This is a genomic window from Sinorhizobium terangae (genome assembly GCF_009601505.1).
In the GTDB taxonomy this organism is placed as follows: domain Bacteria; phylum Pseudomonadota; class Alphaproteobacteria; order Rhizobiales; family Rhizobiaceae; genus Sinorhizobium; species Sinorhizobium terangae.
Window position 1 is genome coordinate 1 of record NZ_WITC01000060.1, and the last position, 19,740, is coordinate 19,740.

Genomic DNA, 19,740 nt, shown 5'->3' on the forward strand with positions numbered 1-19,740 from the left:
TCGATCCAGAGATAGGGCCAATCGCCCTCGATGGGTCTTTCGAGGAAGGCCTTCACCTTGACATCGATCTCTTCGCACAGGCGGCTCACCTGACTCTTGGAGATGCCGCTCATACCCATCGCCTTGACGAGATCGTCGACGGAACGCGTTGAGATGCCTTGGATGTAGGCTTCCTGGATAACAGCCGTCAGAGCCTTCTCCGCCATGCGACGCGGCTCCAGAAAGCTTCTCTATTCGGCGTGTTGAGGTCAAGCGCTCTCGAGCGTTCCGGCTTGCCGGCATTTGATGTCCTTCGCGGGGTCTTGCTTCTCTACGGGATCGGCGCCTCGGCCCTCCCTCCATGGGATTCAAATGAATGAGGTGGAACAATCTCGGGAGCGTCCTGATGCAAGGGGCATCGGTACAGCTTTCTGCGGCGAACTCACCTCATCCACCGTCCCGCGAAGGACAGGTTTCCACCGGCATGGTGGAACTGTGTCTCACCTTCCATCGGGGTGATAATTGTCACATTTGATCGTGGTTCATCTCCCATCTTCTTGTTCGGCCGATTGGGCGACCATCTTCTCGTCCCGACCTGATTTCGCGCTGGCCGTCGGCACGCAGTGGTCGTCAAGGGAGGCCCAGCGGGGCCATCGCGCAGCGACTTGCCCTTGACGGGCACGAGCGCCGCGGCAGGCTGCACTGGTCGGGACGTCAGCCAGCGACCGGCACGAGGTCCTGCCTGGTCCAGCGGAACTGGGTGCCGTCGATCCAGATCCGGTGCATGATCACCGCCAGTCGGCGGGCAAGCGCGACAATGGCCTTGCGCGCACCACGCCGCTTGGCGACGTTCATCGCCCAGGCCTTCAACCAGGACCATTTCGTGGCCCGCGTCAGAAGCACCTGCGCCGACTCGTAGAGCAGGGATCGAAGCAAGCCGTCGCCGCACAGTGTGATGCGGCCGATGCGGCGACTTTCGCCCGACTCATGCAGTACCGGCGTCAGCCCCAATATCGGCCCTACCGCCTTGGAATTCCTGAACCGCTGAGGAATGTCGATCGTCGCGGTATAGGCCATCGAGGTCACCGGCCCGACACCGGGGATCGACATCAGTCGGCGGCACGTCTCATCCTTCCGGACAAGCATCAGAACCTTGCGGTGCAGGGCGCCAAAATGCTGGCGTAGCTTGTCGCGTGCGTCGAGCAGCGGCTCCAGGATCTCGGCCAGTTCGGGCATGTCTTCGGTGAGCTCGCGGATGCGGTGCGCGAATTTGACGGCTCCGACCATGCCGACCTTGAGCCCGAAGTTGCGCAACAGCCCGCGGATGTCGTTGTCGATGGCAATCGCCTTTTCCTGTAGGAGCTTGCGCGCCGTCAGCAAGGCCAGGCGTTTCTGGCTCGTCAGCGTCTTGACATGCACCGGGCGGAACAGGTTGACCCGCATCATCTGGGCAATGCCTCGGGCGTCAATGCGGTCGGATTTGTTCGGCTGTGCCTTCAAGAATGCCTTGGTGTGCCGCGTCTCGATGCAGGTCACCGGCAATCCGGCTTCCGCCAGCCCGCTGAATAGCCATTGCGATAAGGGCCCGGCTTCAAGCCCGATCCGCTCAAGGGCCCAGGCAGGATCGGTGAGGGCCCGCACAAGATCTTCGGGATGGCTCGGCACCTTCCCCTCACGGCAGATCGCGCCCGTTTCGTCGACGATGCAAATGGCGGTCTCTTTGACTGCGACGTCCAATCCGGCATAATGTTTCATGCTGCGCTTCCTTTCCTGATGCTTGTGGCTGTTCCAGAACAGACCACGGTTACCATCAGCTCGAAGCGCCGCACCTTCATGGCATCACCGCTGAAGGATGGGGCTCAAGCCGAATACCCCATCTCGGGAAATAGCTACCTTTGCGCAGCTTCGGGATGCGAAGCTCGACCGTGCCAGCCCGTGTCTCCCAGTCCCGGTCACGGTAGCCGTTGCGTTGGGCGAGCCGCATCGGGTTCTTCTCGCCGTAGCCAGCACCGGTCGCGCTGCCGATCTCCAGCTCCATCAGCCGCTCGGCCGCAAAGCCAATCATCTCGCGCAACAAATCCGCGTCGGCGCTCTTCTCAACAAGCGAGCGCACGTTCATCATCTCGTCGGTCATCGGTGGTCTTTCCATCAGGTTGGTCTTGAACAACCCGACCCTGCCGGAAAAACACTGATGACCACCTAACCCTCAGGACCTACACCACCTCAGGGGACACGACCCGGGCCGACCTTGGCACAAGCCATGCGGTCGCCTCAGGACAGAAAGTTCGTCAGCCCCTCGACAGCGAACGCGGCTACCGTAGGAACCTTGTCGAACAGGCAAAGCCTTCGGCACGGTTCTTAGCGCAGTCGGAATGCTATTGCAGGAAATACCTGACTGATTTCGACGGTCTGAGAGAGAAACAGGAATGCCTGACCTGAACACCTAGTTTCAAGCATCGCGCGTCCGAGTAGGGGTGGCCAACGAGTTTGGTCACCAATCTGCGAGTGCGGACGAGTAATGCGAGAATTCGAAACGGGAGAGTGATTATGGAACCGAACTATAACGGATGGCTCGATACGGAAGGTTGGATGCGCGACTACGCTGCCCTGCAAGAGCGGCAGCGGGCGGCGCAACGGGCGGACAGTATGCCTGCGGATCAGGCTTGTTTCGAGCAGAACCTCGCCGAGTTGCACCTCAGTTCCTCTGATGAGAGCTCCGCTGAGACTGCCTCGCCCGATACTCGATCCGCAGAACCGCATCGAAGCGTCCAGTGGACTGACGATGGCGGTTTGATGCAGGTGCCGCTGCAGGATAATCGGTTCAGCAGCACGCGCCATAGCGTAGACCTGCCTCGCGCTCACCTTGATAGTTCGGCTGCGGGTTTATCGCAGTCCGACTTGCGTGATAGGTTATTCAGCAGTACGCGCTACACTGCGCAGCCGGAATCGCTATCTGCGGCGCGCCCGAAGGACAGCAAACGCCGTGGATTGTGGTCGCGCTTCAAGTCTGAGATCGGCAAAACGTTTGGGGGGAAAAAGTCCTCCGGCGGTTCAGGATTGCACGTCGTTCACTCAGAGCTTCGCATGGATTTCTCCAAACGCAGCCGCCCGTGCGAGGAGGACGTGAGGCTTCTTTCCGACTTCAGGCGTTGGGCTCTGGACAACAACGTCGGCAACTATGCCCGGGGAACCATTCACGGTTGGTCAAGCGCTTTGAGCATGTTCGGGGACTGGCTTCAGCAGCATCCCAGATACCTGACACTGAATAGCCTGCTTGAGGATCCAATCCAGTTGCAGGCCCGTGCTAAGGAATTTCTGCGGGACCATCCCGGCGTCAATCTCCATTTGTCATTGGAAAAGCTTCAGAATTTCCACGCCGGGGAGGTCGGTCCTCGTCGTGAGGTAGACGGCTCTCGTCGTCGTCATCAAGGCCATCCCGCTGACGAAGAGCTTATAAATCAGTTCGTGAAAATAGCCGGACAGCATAAGGCTAACCCACTGACAATCGACCGAGTTCAACACACCCTTCGGCGATTTGCAGAGTGGCTCCCGCGGAATGAGAAGCCATCAATAGCTTCTCGGTACAAGGACCCTTCCCTAGCAGAATCGCTGGCCGAGGACGTTTTGGAGTACAAGCAAAGCGGTGGCGACCGTCAGGACAGTCTCAAGTCGGCGCTGGCTAATCTCCTGAGACTTGCCCCCGGAGAGCAACACTTCGAAGCACTGGGAGCCGGCGGACGTGTCATGGGAAGACGCACGCTGAATCCTTATCCTGACGACGGTCAACTCATCGACCTCGTGGCCCAAGAAAGGTTCCGCTCACTCGGAAGTAGGCCCACTGAGAAGCAGAAGTCTGCGATTTTCAGGCTGGCTAGCACCCAACGCAGATTTAGTGATTGGCTCCAAAGGGAGAACAAGGGAAGCATAGTGAGCCGACTCAAGGGGGATCACTCGAGTGAGTTGAAAAGTGATGTGGCGGCCTTTTACCAGGCCATTAACAGGACCGCCCCCAACAGCTTGGGCTTCAAGTACCTTCGGCAATACCTCCAAGTCCTTGAGGCGAATAGAGCGCTGGGTGTGGTACCCCCGGAGCAAGCGGGTTGGGAGCCGGGCCCCGTTGAGTCGCAAGTAGAAAGTTACGATCAGTTGCAGGCTTGGCACGGGACAGGCCAAGCCGGATGGCAGGGCCCGCCCAAATGGACCTCCACCTGGTCGTCGCAGCAGGTGGACCAAGCTAACTGGCAGGGATCGGTCGGATCCGGTTCAACCTGGATGCCACAGGTTCCGTCCGATTTTGACCCCAATATGTGGCCAACGCCGGAATCCACGTCAGCTCGGTCGTCAGACATATACCGCGGCCTTGACTCACTGGTTGACTTGCCATCCACGTCAACCCGATCGTCAGATATATACGGTGGTCTCGACTCTCTTGTTGATTTGCCGCCCACCCCGCAAGGGCCGAGTTATGACGCTTACCAGCCGGCGGTGTACTCGCGCGCATCCTCTAATGCCCAGACCGAGGTGTCCAAGCCGACAGCCTCGTCTCACGGCCGCAGTGGACGGGTGCTCGGCGCCCAGAGCTGGCTGGACGACGAGCACATCGCGGCGGATTACACTCTCTTGGCGCAGGAGTTGCAGAGGCATAATCCGGATCTCGCCGCCCGGACGCGCCTCGTCGATCCCCTCGTCGCCCATTATCATCTGCGCTTGGGCTCAGGGAGCGTCGCGGCACGCGCATTTCAGCGCATCGTCCAGAACCACAACGGTAACGATACAGCCGACTTCCTGTTCCTGCCAGTGAGCGATGCTAGTGCTGCCGATCCGGAGCGCCGCGGCAGCCATTGGTCGCTGCTGCTTCTCGATCGTCGCGACCGGGCAAGGCCCGTTGCCTACCATTACGACTCCGCTCGCGGATACAACAGCGAACCAGCGGCAATGCTCGCGCGACAGCTGGGCGCGCGCCTGAACCCAGCCCGCATGGCGCAGCAGCAGAACGAATATGATTGCGGCGTGTTTGTGCTGGACGGCACGCGCGCGCTGGTTAGGCGATTAGCGCAAAACGCGCAACCACCTGTATTGCACCTCGACGACCTTGTTGCCAATCGGCGGGCACTGCAAAACCGACTGAGGGCCCATCCGGACTTGGTCTGACAGAGCTGGAGCGGCTCTCGCGGACAGCAAACGGTATGCTTCGCAAAACAGGACTGGACAATGATTTCGGTCCTGTACCGGGCGCATCCTTTCCGGGCGACCGCCAGCACCTTAGTGAGACCCATGGTCATTGCTGCAGCATCCCTTAACCACTTTTTGGGGAGACGTCGGTGATGTTTGGTTTCAACCTCACTGCCGAGGTAGGCTGACGACTGCAAGTCCTAGCGCAAACGCACTTCAAGCAGACCGCTCTTTCTGGCGGAAAGCTGACGGGGTTGTAGTCTGCTTGTGCATGCCGTTTTCGACATACCGGCCTGTCATATCTGCGTTTCTTGTGCTTCTGCCGATCGGATAGCGCTTGTAGTTGCCGCTGCCCTGCATCGTGATGAAGCCCGAGCGAACAGGCGCGACAGCATTGTGCTGACGCAAGCGAACCGAGCGGCCGAATCTCAAAGGCCATTTGCTGGTTGGACTTGAGTACGAGCGGCCGGCAGGATCTGTCGAATGATTCGACGGGAGCAGTACCGGTAAGCGCCACCAAAAATGTGGCTTCGGTCCCTTGATCATCCCTGCATGTCAGGCTTTCAGCCAGTACGACCAACTGGGCACGCGTCACAGTTCCAACATCCGCCAACTCTGTCGGTCGCCGGTATTGATCCGTGACACTCACTCGAATTCATCTAAACGCCCATCCTGACGTAAACCTGAATGGCTTTCGTAAAAGAACGGCTAGACCGCCCGGATCCGGTTACCAAACGTAGCATTGAGCGCGGGCAATGCCTCGAACGGCCGGGATGGCGTCGGAGCCGCCATATTGGCAGGCTGCGTCTCGGTGACCATCTCGTGCAGGCCGACGAGATCGGGGTTGGCGGCGAAGACAACGAGCGTTCACCGGCGCTGGTAGAAGGGGCGACCGAGAATGCCGTCCTTCCGGACCACGCGTTCTCGCCGAGGCTCAACCCAAGAAAAACTGGTGATCTCGACGGTGCGAAGGCGATCCTTCCAACCTTCGGTTCCGCCGCTGCGATCCAGCGCCCTCAGATCGAGCCTTACGCGCTCGGCAATCGCCAGAGTCATTGAGCGGGAAGGAGTCCCTGGAGGCGCTGAAGGCCGGCGCGGCTGGGTTCGTCGTCTCCGACATCGTCCCGGGGTAAAGAGGCGGTCCCATGGCCGTGTGGGCAACGCGCCACCGAACGCCAGTTTGGCGATTAAGTCGTAGCTGAACCGCAGTCCATACAGGTGAGAACGTCAGCTAGTCCCGACACTTTCCGCGGCTCCTGTTTGGAGGGTGGCAACCCCATGAGAGTGCGTCGGAGGGCTGCCTCGCTCTGGCCGCGGACGTGGACGCAATATCTGTCCAGAACAAATTTGAGGGCTCGTCTCTAATGCCTGACATCCCTGCGCCGATCGGGACCGCGCGGGGTGGCGCAGTCCATCTCTTCGATGCAGGTTTCGCAAAAGGCGCAGCTTGTCGGCACGCGTGACGAGCTACGCTATCGAATATCAGGCGAAGGTCCGCTCTCGTTCATCGCCACTTTATGTCCCAGCCGATCGTAGGTTTAGATAACGTTCGAAATACCAAGACGGATCATCATCTGACGAGTCTGTCTCATAGCTTGCTTCGCTCGAATTCGCATCAACCCTTGCGTCGCAATCGGCATCTCGGCTCTCGGATTTGGACAGATATAGAGCAGGTTTGTTCGCCCGCTGCCATTCACCGTCACTATTCATCGTCCACTTTTCGGGGTGCTGGGCGGGGTCAAGCACCCACCGATTGCCACCCACGTGGACAAATCCCATTTGGTCTAGGCGGGCCTCCATTCCCGTCGAACCGGGTCGAGACATGACCAGCGGTCGTTTGCCGTCGAGCCGAAGTTGATGTTCAAGCAGAATATCGCCTGCGTTCTCGACGAGCGGATGGGTCACCCGAAGATCTACAATGGATGTCACATGTTTTCGCCCGGGAAACTGTTGCCGCCACGGTTCTCCTGTGATGCTAAACCCGCCTTCTGTTCTCAAGAGACCAGCGCTTGTTTCTCCCAGCTGATAACTAAAATATCGCGCCTCGTCTGTATCATTGTGGGTGTCACCGTAAAGCCTTGCAACTGTTGCCGTGCGCTCGGCTTTTGAAGATACGAAATCCGAGTACTCTTGCGGATTGTCGGCGATTTCCTTGATTTCATCGCCGTAAAACTCCCTCACTTTCCTGCCGAACGAAGACCGGTCGATCTCGACGACAGGGGGCTGGGAAACGAGCGTGTACGGCCGTTCCGGCGCTGAAGACGAACTAGCGAGGGAGTCCGGCGGCGCCAATCTCGGGGCTATTCGTGAAAGCGTTTCGCTGAAGCGATGGCTGTTGGTTGGCGGCATACTTTCGTCAGCCTGGCTGGCGCTTGTGGATGAACCACTGATTCGATTGTACATGCGATTCGCCTCACTTTCGGGGTGACTCGTTTAGGCTGGATAGGTCGGCTCGAGAGGAGAAATACTCCGACGAGCTGACGGTGAGCTGACCCGCAGGCACCCCCTTTAAGATTGAGCAATGTCGTTGCCGCAGTTTCTACGAATTCGGCGGTGAGCAGCGCGAGGTGAATGCCGGTCCGCAATCGTCAAGCCGCTTTTGCCGCTCCCTACGCAGATCCTTGAGGCATGTTGGCAAGGCCGGTCCGCTCACCAACTAGCACCTTGCGTTCACCACACAGGCGCCGGCAAAACAGGCTGCTGTCGCTCGGGGGCTGGACAGCGCCACTCGATCTCCACATCCACGGCCGCCGCACAAAGTCGCGAAGGAGGCTGATCCTCGACGTGGAAGGACAGTTCCTCACGGCTCGGTTGCCGATATTGCTCGAGTAGCGCACCCGCAGTACCGGCTCTGCCGGACGACCCGCCGCCCCTCGTGTAATTCGTCCCTTGCAGTGCAGGTCCGCCCCTACCAGCAGAAGCGGTATGCGCTTTCAGCCACTCCAATGTCCCTTCAACGCGATGCCGATCTCGTGCGGAAAACATCGAACATGCTCATCTGGACGGTGCTTTCTTGGCGCATCATCGCCTCCGTGCTCGAGAGTGTTCCTTAGCAATCAATGCCGTGACGCGCGCGAACGCGCTGGAACTTGCCTGCAGCAAAAGCTTCCTTAAAAAAATATAGAAGCCTAACCTCCATCGACGGCGCTAGACCAAGCCGGCGGCAAAGAGTGCTCTCGCGACAGGCTCGAAGTACTGTGTTGGAACGGCGTCGCCCAGTTTCGTCGTGCGGATGAGCTCACGCGCGAGGACATCATCATTGACGATGGTGAGACGTAACGCCTGCGCCTCACTAAACATGTGTGAAGCCGCCTCGCCCTCGCTGCGGCAAACTAAGACCGGGACGCCAGTCTCGCCCCGAACGTAACGCAGTCCGACCAGCTTTTCCCGCCCTCTCAAGATCAACGTGGCGCAATGGACGCCAAGCGGAGACTCGTCCGCCATCTGGCGGCGGAGGCGACGTTGTTCCCGCTTCACGTCCGGCTGACCTTGCTGGTCCTTCAACTCCCGCTTCACTTCGGTCTTAGTCATGCGCATGTCCCGTAAAAACAACCAGCGCTGCACCAGTAGATCGATCAATCCGCCGACCAGAATTGCACCGGCGCCAATCCCGATCAGGAGTTTCGTCTCCGCAAAAACGAGGCCGAAACAGGCCGTGCCACAGACCGGCAAATAGACCAAAGTCTTCCACATACCAAGAATGAGGAAGAGAAAGGTTGCGCTGAGGATCGATACCTTAGCGAGGGTCTTCCCAACCTCGACCAACGAGCGCATAGACGCCATGCGCTTCAGGCCTTGAAAGGGGTGAATTTTCTCAAAACTTGGCTTCGTGGGCTCGAAAGAGAAGACTAATCCACCGTTAGCGACAAATCCGGCCAGGATTGCCGCGGCGACAATAGTTGCGAGCATCGGGCCTACAGTCGTCAAGGTGAGTTCGGCCAAGAGCAGCAGCGCCTGCCGGACCGCGATATTGAAGGGCAGATACTGCAGCTTGTCGGTTAATAATAGCGCTTCATGGCATTTGTCTTCGATTACGCTCGCTCTGAACCAAAGGTAGCCGAGCCCAGCGCAGTTGCTGGCAGCGCGGGTGAAATCGACGCTGCGCGGAATCTGCCCTTTCTTGCGTGCTTCGCTTAGCTTCCGCGGTGTGCTCGGGTGGCTCTTCTCTTCGTTCGAATTGCTCATCTCAGCAGCTTATTGAACCACTCAAGCGCGCCCTTCGCCCATGTGATCTCCAGTTTCATGCCTTCGATGAGATAGACAGTGTAGGTGATCATCACCAATGGAAAGCTGATATTCTTGATCGTCGGGGACAGATGATTCGACTTGAATTGTGGCGCAAAGCGCCCGAGTATCATCACCGCGATATCAACCAGCACTAGGAAGCAGACGACAGGCCCGGAGACTAACAAGGTCGCGTACATAATGTGGTCGAGGAGCCCGAATACCTCCATTGCCCCTTGCAGCGTCAGGGTGGGTCGGAATCCAAACACGGGCCAAACCAGATAGCTGCCATATAAGCAGCGTATCATAGCCTCCAGACCTCCCGATGCTACGAAGATTGTAACCGCAGTGATACCGAGAAAAACTGCCGTCGCGGACGACTGATTGTTGGTCGCGGGGTCGGTCGGAGCGACCGGGCTGGTGATCCCACGCTGGGTGTCGATGATCTCACCAGCCGCCTGGAGGCTCCATAGCGGAACTGCGAGCAAAATGCCAAGTAGCACGCCCACAAAAGCCTCCTTGAAGCCGAACAGCGCTAACTGGATCAGACGTGTTTCGGGACCGAGGGCCCGCAAGCCGTCGCTGATGTGTGCCAAACATGGTAGCCCAAAGGCAACAGCAAGGCAGCCGCGGATCAGCCCCCCGATCTGAGTCCGCGTGAATACCGGGAGGACCAGCATCATGCCCGCAGGGCGAGCAGCACCAAGACTGGCTGCAACGATGATTTCGATGGCCGCCTTGATCAGAATTTGAGACTCGGCGAGTGATGGGGCATGCATGATAAAGATCACTCGCCAGGTGTGTTTGCGGGAAACTCCGTAAAGATCTGATCCGCTAAGTCTATGAGTGGAGCGGTCAGCACAGGAGCAAACAGACTGATGACCGCGACAATGACCAGAAGCTTTATGGTGAGATGCAAGGTTTCATCTTGGATCTGCGTTGCCGCCTGGATGATGCTAATGCTTAGGCCGACAACCATTGCGGCAACGAGTGGCGGCAGAACCCAGATCATGAAAACCACTAACGATTGGCTCAAATGGGTGACAATGCTGGCTTCAGTCACGCTCAACCTCCCGGCGTTGCGTAACTCAACACCAGCCCGTGCATTAATCGCGACCAACCATCGATGGTTACAAATAGAAAGAGCTTGAAAGGGACAGCAATCACTGTTGGGGAAACCATAGACATGCCCATAGCCATTAAGATTGTCGTTACGATGAGATCGATGATGATGAAGGGAAGATAGAGAAGAAAGCCAATCTCGAAGGCGCGCTTGAGTTCTGAAATTAGAAATGCCGGTACGAGAATGACTAAATCATCAGGTGTGGTCCCGGCACGCACCTCCTCAGGCCATACTTTTTCGGTCGAGGACAGGAAAAGCCGACGCTGATTTTCGTCAGTGAATTTCTTGAGATAATCGCGCAGCGGCTCCTGTCCCAGTTTAGCGGCTGTCACCCAGTCGTCAAACGATTGATAACGCAAACCGGGATCGGCGACGATTTTATAGGTTTGATCAACAACAGGCGCGCTAACAAAGACGGTAAGGATCAATGCCGCGGCGTTTAGTACGATGTTGGGCGGTATCGTCTGGGTCCCCAGCGCGTTGCGGACGAGGAACAGAACGACTGATATCTTTACGAAGGCCGTGGTTGTGACGACTGCTAACACCAAAAGGCCGAGCCCGGCTGTACCCGCAAAAAGTGCCAGAATTGCGGGTTGAACGTCAGTCATTGCGCGCCAACTTACCGCGGAGTCTGACGCCCAGTTCATCGCCGATGCCTACGATGTCTCCCCGGCCGATACACCGGCCGTTGACAACTATATCGACGGGACCTTCGATGGGCCGACCAAGCTCGAACACATGCCCTTCCCCGGCAGTCCTGAATTCCCCCAGAGGTATGGTCCAGCGGGCGAATTCAAATACAAGCGTGATCTCGACGTCGTCGAGATCGGCCTCCGACAGTTCTTGCTCCGATTCGGGTTCTGTCATCATATGCGCATACTCCAGTGAGCACGCTCGGGGGCGGAATGGCCCCCGAAGGATCAAGTGGTCGCCAGCCAGATCTGCCGGGGCCCATAATTGGCCCACGGACAATGTGATCTCGCCGCGGCTGAACGGTACTAAATCTGGCAACAGAGCATCACCGGCACATGCTTTGCGAAGAAGTCCTGCCGGAACGCGAAGCGAGCCGATCTCTCCTGCAACTATGAACGCGATCTCTGTGGGCAAGTCGCACGGCTGGCGCGGCAACTGGCGAAGCAGCTCGCCGAACACAACGAACGTAGATGGTACCACGCCGTCAAGTGGCGAGAACAGGTACAGACGAGCCTTGCCACTGGAAGGCCCGCAGACAATATCGAATTCCAGATAAGGAGCTCGCGTCGTGGCTTCGTGCAAGCCGATAAGTTGCATGTCCCGTTGCAGCTGCGCTTCTAGTCGCGCGAGCAGCGGCTCGAGTGCAAGCTCAAGAACGAGTAAACCCGTTGGTGCGGACGGCAAGGCAAGACCACTCTGCACCGTTGACGCGACCGCATCTACAAGTGCAGGGGAAACCGAAAAAACGATCGCTTCCTCTCCGATGCGCCAAATGCAGTCAAGCATCTGCATGCAGGATTGCTGCTGCCAGACAAGCCTTTCCATCCGCACCGATAGCGGAGTATCGCCAAGCCAGGTCTGAAAAGCGGTGCGTGGAGCCGCGATCGCGTTGAGCCATCTCACGACGGCATGGGACAGAGTTAGTGCTGGCTTGAGTGGAGTGTGTTTATCGACAGGATTCATCAAAGACGGCTCTAAAAACCGGGATCGTCGCATATTAACTGAGCCATTTGTCGTCACAGGAGCTGGCCCAACGCTTGAACGAGCGAGGCTCTCCCATGCCGAAGCAGCACCTCATCGTCCGCCTCTATCTCGGCAGCGGCGTCCGAATGGATATCGATGGCACGTTTTAGCTCGTGCTCGATTCGTTGCCATTTGTGCTTTGCCGCCGAACATCGCACCCACTGGTTCCTCGCCTCAGATGCCGCTGTTTCGGCTTGTTCTCGAACTTTGCGCGCGTCTTCAAGCGATTGGCGTCTTCGGATGACCCCAGCCGCATGCCGCTCAATTAGAAGGTGGTATCGGTCGAGTGCTGCGATGGACAAGCTATCAAACGATACTAGCTCTCGATGAAGCTCCATGTGGACCCTTGCGCAGTCCTGCTGTGCTATTGCAAGCTCCCGAGAAGCATGTCGTGCGGCTGAGGAGGCGATCTTGCGCTTGGCTTCCATCTTGGACAGTTCACCAAGAGCACTACGCTCTCGCATATCTCGCAAAAGCCGTAATCTTGAAATGTCAACGCTTTTCACTCGGTCAGACGCGACATCCATGCGATGGTCTCCTCAAAATCGAAGGCCTCGTCTTGGCCTTGGCGCAAAAATTCCCGCAGGTCGTCAATCGACGCGATAGCCCGGTCGGTAAGCGGATCGTTGCCTTCCTCGTACTCGCCGACCTTGAGCAAAAACTCCGCCTCTGAATAGCGTGAGAGGAGATTACGGAAGAAGGATGCTGCCTTGCGATGTCTCACAGTTGCGACCGCATCCATCACACGGCTGCGGCTCTGCAGCACATCGATAGCGGGGAAATCCGATCGCGCCGCGATAGCGCTCGAGAGGACGACATGGCCATCGAGAATTCCGCGCGATTCCTCGGCGATTGGATCCCCCGTCCCGTCACCCTCCACAAGCACCGTGTAGAAGGCCGTGATGGAGCCATGCTCACCCATGCCGGCGCGCTCCAACAGGCCTGGCAGCATGGCAAAAACTGAAGGCGGAAAGCCTCGCCGGGTCGGCGGCTCGCCGGCAGCAAGGCCTATCTCGCGCATGGCGCGGCAAAAGCGCGTCAACGAATCGACCATAAGAACGACGCGTAGCCCTTGTTCGCGAAAGTATTCGGCGAGCGCGGTCGCCATATGTGCGCATTGTGCCCGCTCCATCGCGGAGCGGTCGGATGTTTCAACGACAACGACCGTACGGCGGAGAGCCACTTCCCCAAGATGTCGTTCGATGAATTCACGCACTTCACGCCCGCGTTCGCCTATGAGCGCTACTATGGTAACGTCGGCGGCCGCGCCTTTTACGATCTGTGACAATAATGTCGACTTGCCGCAACCAGGCTCGCCATAAATCCCAATCCTCTGGCCCTCGCCGCAAGTCAGGAGACCATCCAAGACACGCACCCCGACCGGAAATGGCCGCTCGATGATGCGCCTTGTCATTGGGTTGGGCGCACTGCCGCGTAGCGGACGAGTTTCGGCGGTATTGACTACGCCTTTGCCGTCAATAGGACGGCCGAAGCTGTCGATCACCCGGCCAAGCAAATCGGGACCGACTGGCACTTCATGCATTCGTCCGGTGGCCACGACTTCTGCGCGACTGGACAGGCCCACCAAGTCACCGATCGGTGTGAGCAAAACGGTATTTTCCAACAGACCGATCACCTCGGCCTGGAGCGACCACCCTGTGCGCGGATCCTGCAACAGACAAAGTTCCCCGATGCGACTGTGTGGCAAAACGGCATGGAGCAGCGTACCGACAGCCCGCGTGATCCGTCCACGCACTACACGCGTGTCGATCTGCTTTGCTGTAGATCGCAGCGACGAGAGCGCCGGATCAAGAGCTGTGCCTGCGGTTGGATCACTATGCTTTGATATGGTCACAGTATCTCTTCTTCAGAACGCAACCCAAAGCCGAGGCGCAGCGCACGCAGCTGCGCCTCAATTCCCAGATCGACATTGCCGTACTCGGTCCATAGCACGCACTGCTGAGCCGACAATGCCGGATCCGGATTAATCCGAACGCTCGGCCGTCCGTCCCGTCCGTCGCATTCAGCGAACTCGCGCGTGAGGGCATCGACTTGCGTGGGACACACATGAAGGCAAATTTCAGCGGCGCCATATGTCCGCTCGAGTGCATGCTGAACAGTCCTCACCAATAGCTCGCCCGGATCGAAAGCGCCGAGAAGATCGCTTACGATCTCTATCACAAGCTGTGGCAGCTCTTGCTCCAGAACCATCTTTCGCCGTGCCACTTCGGAAGCTGCCCGTGCAATCAGCCGTGCCATCTCCTCGCCACCGGCATTGAAGCCTTCTGTATGCCCGCGCGCCCGCTCCTTCTGAAAAGCCGCGCGCGCGCAGCTGCGAACCCGTTGCCGATACCGTTCCACCGCGGCACGCGCCTGTTCGGCATTGTGCCAGATTGCGAGTTCATTCGCCGGTATCAGTGGCCCAACTGGGCGCAGCTGCGGCGCGACCGGATCATCGACTGTCATATCGCAGGCATCTCCGTCACTAAATGGGCCAACACCAGCGAAAACAATTGGCCTGCGGCATTGCGGTGCTCGGCTGCTGGATGCTCGGCGGCGGTTCCGGCAGGCAGGCGCAGAAGCACGCGGTTTCGGTCGAGGACCGAGCTGTCATCAAGCCAAGCGCCAAGACAGGCATATCCATCGTGTTCAATTCGATGAGCGAGCTTTTGCGGGTCGGCGATTGGTCTGGTTGCGATCGCATGCGGTAGATTCCGAATACCAAACGCGTGCGCCTCAGCGCCAATACGTCCAATCAGAGCGACGAGGTCAGGTTTTGAAATCATCCTCAGCAACGAGCGGGCATGCCAGATACCGCCGGCGAGCAGAGCAGCTCGACCGGGATCATGTCCGCGCAGAAGATCTGGCCCCCAGCCGTGTTCGTCGAAGTCCATTTGGTTGTCGAGCAGCAATTCTGCGATCCGTGACTGCAACCTGGGACTTTTCTGTAACCTTGCAACTGTGGCCGCCGATAACTGCGTGTCAAGTCGTGCGGCAAGACGAGTCGGATGGGTCGCAGTAACGAGCTCGCTTAGATCCCTGGGGGATAAATTGAACGAACGACGAGGTTCGGCGGCTTGGGTCATTCTCAACATGAAACACCTATGCGTCATCGTCGATGACATTCTTATAGCTGGCGTTGGTGGCCGACACACCAAAGCGCCCCCTCAGATCTTGGCAACGTCGCGCGATCGCTGCCTGCGCAGACGCATGAGAGTACTTGCCAAGAGATGGCAGAGCAGCGCGAATATAGCCCCGCAGGAAATCAACGCGATCGCCATACGTGGCGCTGGGTACTTGGATGCCTGATGCAAAACCGTCGGCGGTGCGGACCGCTTCTCAAATGCTCGTTTCTCGACCGGCACCAAAACCACCTCTACCTTGTCGTAAGATAAGCCTTCGATGCTGTTTGCGACGAGCATTTTTATCTGCGGCAGCAGAACCGAGAGATCTGCATCGGCGTCGTGCCGAATAAAAACCGAGGCCGAGGATGGCGTGACGCCTCCTTGCAACAGATCGTTCTTCGGCAGGACAACATGGACACGTACAGAAAGGACGCCATCGATGTCGCTGATTGTACGTGAGAGTTCTTCGCTCATCGCATAGACATAACGGGCACGTTCCTCAGTCGGGGAAGCAATCAGGCCGGATCCCGTGAATATCTCACCAAGGTTCTTGAATGACTGGCGCGGAAGCCCCTTCGCCTTCAAAAGGTCTATTGAGAAGGCGCGCTGATTTTCTTCTACTTGGATCGTGCTGGTTCCATCCTTGGCAGCAACACGGACCGCATCGACCCCGTTGTCGATGAGGAGCGCGAGCATCTCGTTCGCCTCGCGCTCTTGCAGTTTCGTGTAGAGATCGGCCTTGCAACCACTCAACGCCAAGAGAAGCGCCAGCACAGCCAGATGGCGGCTAAACATGATTTCGCCACGGGCTGGACCAATCATGCGCTTCGTTCATCCTTCTTTTATTAATTTATTCACAGATGAGGTGAGGCTGCTGATACTCTTAGTGACCAGCGAAACCTGAGTAGCGCCATTGTAAGCCTCCCGCAGACTGGCAATCATCGCTTCGAAGTCATGTTGTGCTTGCGGAGTCCCCCTTTGGTCGAACGAGGCAGGAGTAACCGCACTACTTCGATAGACCGAAGAAAGCGCCTCGACCACACGGTCGCTCGGCGAGCTCATCTGCGCATTAGCGCGCGGAACCTCCACATCCGGGCGAAATGACGCGGCCTCCGCTGTCACCGGCGTGTCGTTTCTTATTGATGCAGCGGCCTCCACTAGACTGCGCTGAAACTGAGCCTGCCCATCGCACCCTGACGAGGATCCAGCTCTGGACAGACAGTCGGTCAGATGGGCAGGAATCGACGTGATACTTAACATAATGGAAGAACTCGCTAGGTCTGTCTGACGTGTGATATGCCAGCCCCGTTTATCACCCCTAATCAGGTCGATACCGTAGGGAGACGAACTTACGATAAGCTGACGAAGCGGCTATCGGGCCGTCATTTTAAGGCCACGTTCGGAATCGTTAGTTCGCCGCAAGAATTTCAGCCCTTGATTCTTCAAAACGAGATACCGGCAATGATCATCCAACGCACCATCCCGCACGCATTGAAGACACTTGTCTATGCCGCGGTTTTTCTCACCACGGGGATCGACATGACGCTCGGCGCGCCTTTACCGCTGCCCTCAACACCTTATAGGTATACTGTTCTGGATCAGGAACTCTCTGACGCGCTGCAGGAATTCGGAGACAACCTCAATATCAGGGTTAATGTCAGCGCCGAGGTGAAGGGGCGGATTCGCGGTCGCATGCCGGATTTACCGGCGGGCGAGTTTCTCGACCGCTTGACCGCGCTTTACGATCTCCAATGGTACTATGATGGACTTGTACTCTACGTTTCTGCCGCAAAAGAAGCACAAACTCGTATGCTTGCGTTGCCTACACGCCGCTTCGATGCATTCGAGGCGACCCTCGATGCGCTTAATATTTCCGACGAGCGCTATCTCGTGAAACCGGCAAACGGGATTGTCATGGTTTCCGGCCCGCCGCGGTTCGTCGCGCTCGTCGAACAGACGTTTGACGGCGTTGTGGCAGAGGCGGAAGCGAAGCCTCATGCCACCAAGATGCCGCCAGAATCGGTGCTGCAATTGTTTCGGGGCTCCTCGGCCATGATCGTTCGCAATGGACGACCGGAAGGCAATTATTCGTCTGACATACCGCCTCAGGGCAGCACTGTCCGCGAGCCTGAGTTGAATCCGAGATGACTTTTTTCCGATGCGGAGGAGCATGAACGCAAGAGCAGTACGGCCGGCATCGACTTATTGTGAATTCTTCCCGAAACTGGTCAGCTCCTCGACAGCTAAACGTCCCATCGTGAGAACCTGGATCGTCCGAAGGTGCTGCCGCCAATTGGTGGTGGAAATAGACGTTTGAGCAAGTAACCAGCGGAGCAATCACAATCATGAGCAGCGGCATTCTTGGTGATCCGGCCAGCGCTCCGCATATCAACGGTCGTCGTGAACACCACAGCACCACGTGACGCACTTGTGGCGTTTTCAATCTCACATCTGAGGATGCACAATGTCGATCAGCAATCTTTCGTCGCCTGTCATTTCGAACCCCACTCAATCCTTACAAGCTTCGTCAGCCCTGGGATACTCCGCGCAGATGCTCAGTCAGGCCCAGCAACAAGCGCAGTCGTCTTTCGAATCGATGCTGTCCGCTTGGCTGCCGGACGGCCAGACCCATGACCCTTTTGTACAGCGGGACATGGTGGCGAAGAACGTGAAGTCGACACTGGAAGAATTGAAGCAGCACCCGATGGACCTGTTGCCAGCGCAGATGAGAGCCGCCATCGAATCAACGAATCAGGATCCGCCGCCCTGTGCCGTCGGTTCTTATTGCGCTGCGCCGGCACCCATACCAAGCTCGAGGATTACGTGGAACGGCGGCTCCCTAACCGAAACCGAGTTGCAGATTGTGGCAGTGTTGAACCGCCACAAGGACCAATGCCCGCTCAGTTGGGACTCGCTGGGAGACAAAGCAAATGACCCCTCCACGCCACCGGATCTGAAGACTGCAATCCAAGGACTGCAGCAGGACCCGGAGCTCTTCTATGCGATAGGCTCACAAGGAGATGGCCGCTGCGGAGGGAGCATCAAGGCGAAGGATCTTTCCGGCTTCTCCGAGCTCCACTCACAAGTTGCCGCATTCCAGGACCAGCAGGCGCAAAGCTACGTGCAGAACTACATTCCATCCGACGGCACTGGAAACGGTCACCCCTCGGTCATGACCTTGAGCTCTGCATTACGCGAGCTTTACCGATACTCCGACTATTTGCCTAAGAACCTGAGTCTGGCCGACTTTAGGCAAATAGTCGACGGCCAGGCGAAAACCGGCAAATGCCCTCCCCAGGTCATTGCAGCGGCTCAATACTTCCTTAATCACCCGGATGATTGGAAGCAGCTATATGGCGGTGCGATAGATAAGGTTCACAAAGAGGATTTCCTGCAGGTCGCCTCATCATCGATGAGCCTCACGCAAACCGAACTGGATACGCTCAAGACGATCAACGGCAATCGGAACACCTTCTTTGGAAGCGGCGACTTGACTCGTGACAAGCTGGCGAGCATAGCAGCCAATAAGAGCCTCGATCCGAGGGTACGCCAAGCCGCGTCGCAGTTGCTCTCAGATCCCGTATTATTTGCTTTGCTGAATAATTCGATTACGGGCTATAAGACCCATCATAAGTTCTTCGACTTCGGCGGCGGACATACCGTCGATTCGGGTAACATCAGCCAAAATGACTTCACGCAATTCGCCACCAACATGTCCGCTGCGAATCGCACCGTTCAGCAGACGAAGACCCATGTCCCCGAAACCGCTGCAGCGAAGGACGCCGTTGCGGACATGATGGCGGGTGCTGCGGACCAACCCGATATCAAGTCTGCCAAAAAGAACGGCGGTGCCTTCATGCACGCAATCAACGACGTCGCTAAGGCGGCCACGCCTGTGCTCGATTGGGCTGCGACGGCGGTGGGTGTACTCAGTTTCGTTCCGGGCCTGGGTCAAGTGGCCGATCTCGTATCGGCGGGTCTTGAGATTGGGTCGCAAGCGGTAAATCTTCTCCATACAGCCATTAGCGGAGGCAATATGAAGCAGGCCCTGGAAGAAGCCGGCCTCAATCTCGGGGCGCAGGCGATCGGTCTTGTCTCCGGCCCTCAGGTCAAACTCGCGATTCGCAACGGGCTCGTGAAAAAAGCCGTAGAAGAGGCCGCAACGGCCGGCATCAATCTGCCGCTTTCAACGGCGCAAACCTATGCGCAAGACTACTTGAACAATCTGCAGGCGCGCCTGAAGGCTGATTCCGTGCCCGCCGCAGCCGCGTAAGTGCTTCCACCTCATCTTCAGCGGATCGAAGTGGTAATCGAGACGCAGGACTCTGCTTGCCCATGGAGGCAAGCAGACGATATTGATCGGGAGGGCGTGTCGAAGCGGCTAGATTAGTGGCGGCCAGT

17 protein-coding genes and 2 pseudogenes are annotated in these 19,740 nt (G+C 57.7%); 4 read left to right on the forward strand and 15 right to left on the reverse strand.

Features of this window, described 5'->3' with window-relative positions; translation table 11 throughout:
• The 3 genes and pseudogenes from GHK62_RS16255 to GHK62_RS16265 all read right to left on the reverse strand — a co-directional run.
• Positions 1-227: pseudogene (locus GHK62_RS16255) on the reverse strand (transposase); the annotation flags it as partial.
• Between the two features lie 466 nt (positions 228-693).
• A complete protein-coding gene (locus GHK62_RS16260) occupies positions 694-1,734 on the reverse strand; it encodes an IS110 family RNA-guided transposase (RefSeq protein WP_153439607.1) in 1,041 nt (346 codons plus the stop codon).
• 88 nt (positions 1,735-1,822) lie between these two features.
• Positions 1,823-2,113: pseudogene (locus GHK62_RS16265) on the reverse strand (transposase); the annotation flags it as partial.
• Between the two features lie 413 nt (positions 2,114-2,526).
• On the opposite strand from GHK62_RS16265, the gene GHK62_RS16270 reads away from it, so the two are divergent.
• Positions 2,527-5,130, forward strand: coding sequence for a Ulp1 family isopeptidase (locus tag GHK62_RS16270; RefSeq protein WP_234886918.1), 2,604 nt, complete (start codon positions 2,527-2,529; stop codon positions 5,128-5,130).
• Between the two features lie 843 nt (positions 5,131-5,973).
• Positions 5,974-6,210 carry a hypothetical protein gene (locus GHK62_RS16275; protein WP_153440203.1) on the forward strand — a complete coding sequence of 79 codons (237 nt, stop codon included), beginning with the start codon at positions 5,974-5,976 and terminating at the stop codon, positions 6,208-6,210.
• Positions 6,211-6,666: 456 nt separating this feature from the next.
• Here GHK62_RS16275 and GHK62_RS16280 read toward each other — a convergent pair whose 3' ends face one another.
• The 12 genes from GHK62_RS16280 to GHK62_RS33600 all read right to left on the reverse strand — a co-directional run bounded on the left by GHK62_RS16280 (position 6,667) and on the right by GHK62_RS33600 (position 16,599).
• Positions 6,667-7,554, reverse strand: a complete 888-nt coding sequence (locus GHK62_RS16280) for a host specificity protein (RefSeq protein WP_153440204.1) — start codon at positions 7,552-7,554, stop codon at positions 6,667-6,669.
• Between the two features lie 744 nt (positions 7,555-8,298).
• Positions 8,299-9,336, reverse strand: a complete 1,038-nt coding sequence (locus tag GHK62_RS16285) for an EscU/YscU/HrcU family type III secretion system export apparatus switch protein (protein WP_153440205.1) — start codon at positions 9,334-9,336, stop codon at positions 8,299-8,301.
• Positions 9,333-10,154, reverse strand: coding sequence for a type III secretion system export apparatus subunit SctT (sctT, locus tag GHK62_RS16290; protein ID WP_153440206.1), 822 nt, complete (start codon positions 10,152-10,154; stop codon positions 9,333-9,335). The genes GHK62_RS16285 and sctT overlap by 4 nt, the downstream gene beginning before the upstream one ends.
• 8 nt (positions 10,155-10,162) lie before the next feature.
• The gene (locus tag GHK62_RS16295) at positions 10,163-10,438 is read right to left on the reverse strand and encodes an EscS/YscS/HrcS family type III secretion system export apparatus protein (protein WP_184108954.1); all 276 of its coding nucleotides are present in this window, start codon (positions 10,436-10,438) and stop codon (positions 10,163-10,165) included.
• A 2-nt stretch (positions 10,439-10,440) separates the two neighbouring features.
• Positions 10,441-11,106, reverse strand: a complete 666-nt coding sequence (gene sctR, locus GHK62_RS16300; protein ID WP_153440207.1) for a type III secretion system export apparatus subunit SctR — start codon at positions 11,104-11,106, stop codon at positions 10,441-10,443.
• Positions 11,099-12,154: a type III secretion system cytoplasmic ring protein SctQ gene (sctQ, locus tag GHK62_RS16305; RefSeq protein ID WP_167528269.1), complete on the reverse strand. Its 1,056-nt coding sequence runs from the start codon at positions 12,152-12,154 to the stop codon at positions 11,099-11,101. Before sctQ ends, sctR begins: the two co-directional genes overlap by 8 nt.
• Positions 12,155-12,207: 53 nt before the next feature.
• Positions 12,208-12,741, reverse strand: coding sequence for a hypothetical protein (locus GHK62_RS16310; protein WP_153440208.1), 534 nt, complete (start codon positions 12,739-12,741; stop codon positions 12,208-12,210).
• Complete coding sequence (gene sctN / locus GHK62_RS16315; protein ID WP_184108956.1) at positions 12,717-14,069, reverse strand: type III secretion system ATPase SctN; 1,353 nt, start codon at positions 14,067-14,069, stop codon at positions 12,717-12,719. The genes GHK62_RS16310 and sctN overlap by 25 nt, the downstream gene beginning before the upstream one ends.
• Positions 14,066-14,680 (reverse strand): type III secretion system stator protein SctL, encoded by a 615-nt coding sequence (sctL, locus tag GHK62_RS16320; RefSeq protein ID WP_153440209.1) that lies wholly within the window; start codon positions 14,678-14,680, stop codon positions 14,066-14,068. Before sctL ends, sctN begins: the two co-directional genes overlap by 4 nt.
• Positions 14,677-15,126, reverse strand: a complete 450-nt coding sequence (locus tag GHK62_RS16325; RefSeq protein ID WP_327791111.1) for a nodulation protein NolU — start codon at positions 15,124-15,126, stop codon at positions 14,677-14,679. Before GHK62_RS16325 ends, sctL begins: the two co-directional genes overlap by 4 nt.
• Before the next feature lie 255 nt (positions 15,127-15,381).
• The gene (sctJ, locus tag GHK62_RS16330; RefSeq protein WP_153440211.1) at positions 15,382-16,161 is read right to left on the reverse strand and encodes a type III secretion system inner membrane ring lipoprotein SctJ; all 780 of its coding nucleotides are present in this window, start codon (positions 16,159-16,161) and stop codon (positions 15,382-15,384) included.
• Between the two features lie 9 nt (positions 16,162-16,170).
• The gene (locus GHK62_RS33600) at positions 16,171-16,599 is read right to left on the reverse strand and encodes a nodulation protein NolB (protein WP_167528270.1); all 429 of its coding nucleotides are present in this window, start codon (positions 16,597-16,599) and stop codon (positions 16,171-16,173) included.
• 201 nt (positions 16,600-16,800) lie between these two features.
• On the opposite strand from GHK62_RS33600, the gene GHK62_RS16335 reads away from it, so the two are divergent.
• On the forward strand, positions 16,801-17,487 hold the full coding sequence (locus GHK62_RS16335) for a nodulation protein NolW (RefSeq protein ID WP_153440212.1): 687 nt from the start codon (positions 16,801-16,803) through the stop codon (positions 17,485-17,487).
• Between the two features lie 316 nt (positions 17,488-17,803).
• Positions 17,804-19,612 (forward strand): HrpF/NolX family T3SS translocon protein, encoded by a 1,809-nt coding sequence (locus GHK62_RS16340; RefSeq protein ID WP_153440213.1) that lies wholly within the window; start codon positions 17,804-17,806, stop codon positions 19,610-19,612.
• Positions 19,613-19,740 lie beyond the last annotated feature (128 nt).

Coding starts and splice junctions, on each gene's coding strand:
- GHK62_RS16260 (WP_153439607.1), bottom strand. CDS start 1,734: ATGAAACATTATGCCGGATTGGACGTCGCAGTCAAAGAGACCGCCATT.
- GHK62_RS16270 (WP_234886918.1), top strand. CDS start 2,527: ATGGAACCGAACTATAACGGATGGCTCGATACGGAAGGTTGGATGCGC.
- GHK62_RS16280 (WP_153440204.1), bottom strand. CDS start 7,554: ATGTACAATCGAATCAGTGGTTCATCCACAAGCGCCAGCCAGGCTGAC.
- GHK62_RS16285 (WP_153440205.1), bottom strand. CDS start 9,336: ATGAGCAATTCGAACGAAGAGAAGAGCCACCCGAGCACACCGCGGAAG.
- sctT (WP_153440206.1), bottom strand. CDS start 10,154: ATGCATGCCCCATCACTCGCCGAGTCTCAAATTCTGATCAAGGCGGCC.
- sctR (WP_153440207.1), bottom strand. CDS start 11,106: ATGACTGACGTTCAACCCGCAATTCTGGCACTTTTTGCGGGTACAGCC.
- sctQ (WP_167528269.1), bottom strand. CDS start 12,154: ATGAATCCTGTCGATAAACACACTCCACTCAAGCCAGCACTAACTCTG.
- GHK62_RS16310 (WP_153440208.1), bottom strand. CDS start 12,741: ATGGATGTCGCGTCTGACCGAGTGAAAAGCGTTGACATTTCAAGATTA.
- sctL (WP_153440209.1), bottom strand. CDS start 14,680: ATGACAGTCGATGATCCGGTCGCGCCGCAGCTGCGCCCAGTTGGGCCA.
- sctJ (WP_153440211.1), bottom strand. CDS start 16,161: ATGATTGGTCCAGCCCGTGGCGAAATCATGTTTAGCCGCCATCTGGCT.
- GHK62_RS33600 (WP_167528270.1), bottom strand. CDS start 16,599: ATGTTAAGTATCACGTCGATTCCTGCCCATCTGACCGACTGTCTGTCC.
- GHK62_RS16335 (WP_153440212.1), top strand. CDS start 16,801: ATGATCATCCAACGCACCATCCCGCACGCATTGAAGACACTTGTCTAT.
- GHK62_RS16340 (WP_153440213.1), top strand. CDS start 17,804: ATGTCGATCAGCAATCTTTCGTCGCCTGTCATTTCGAACCCCACTCAA.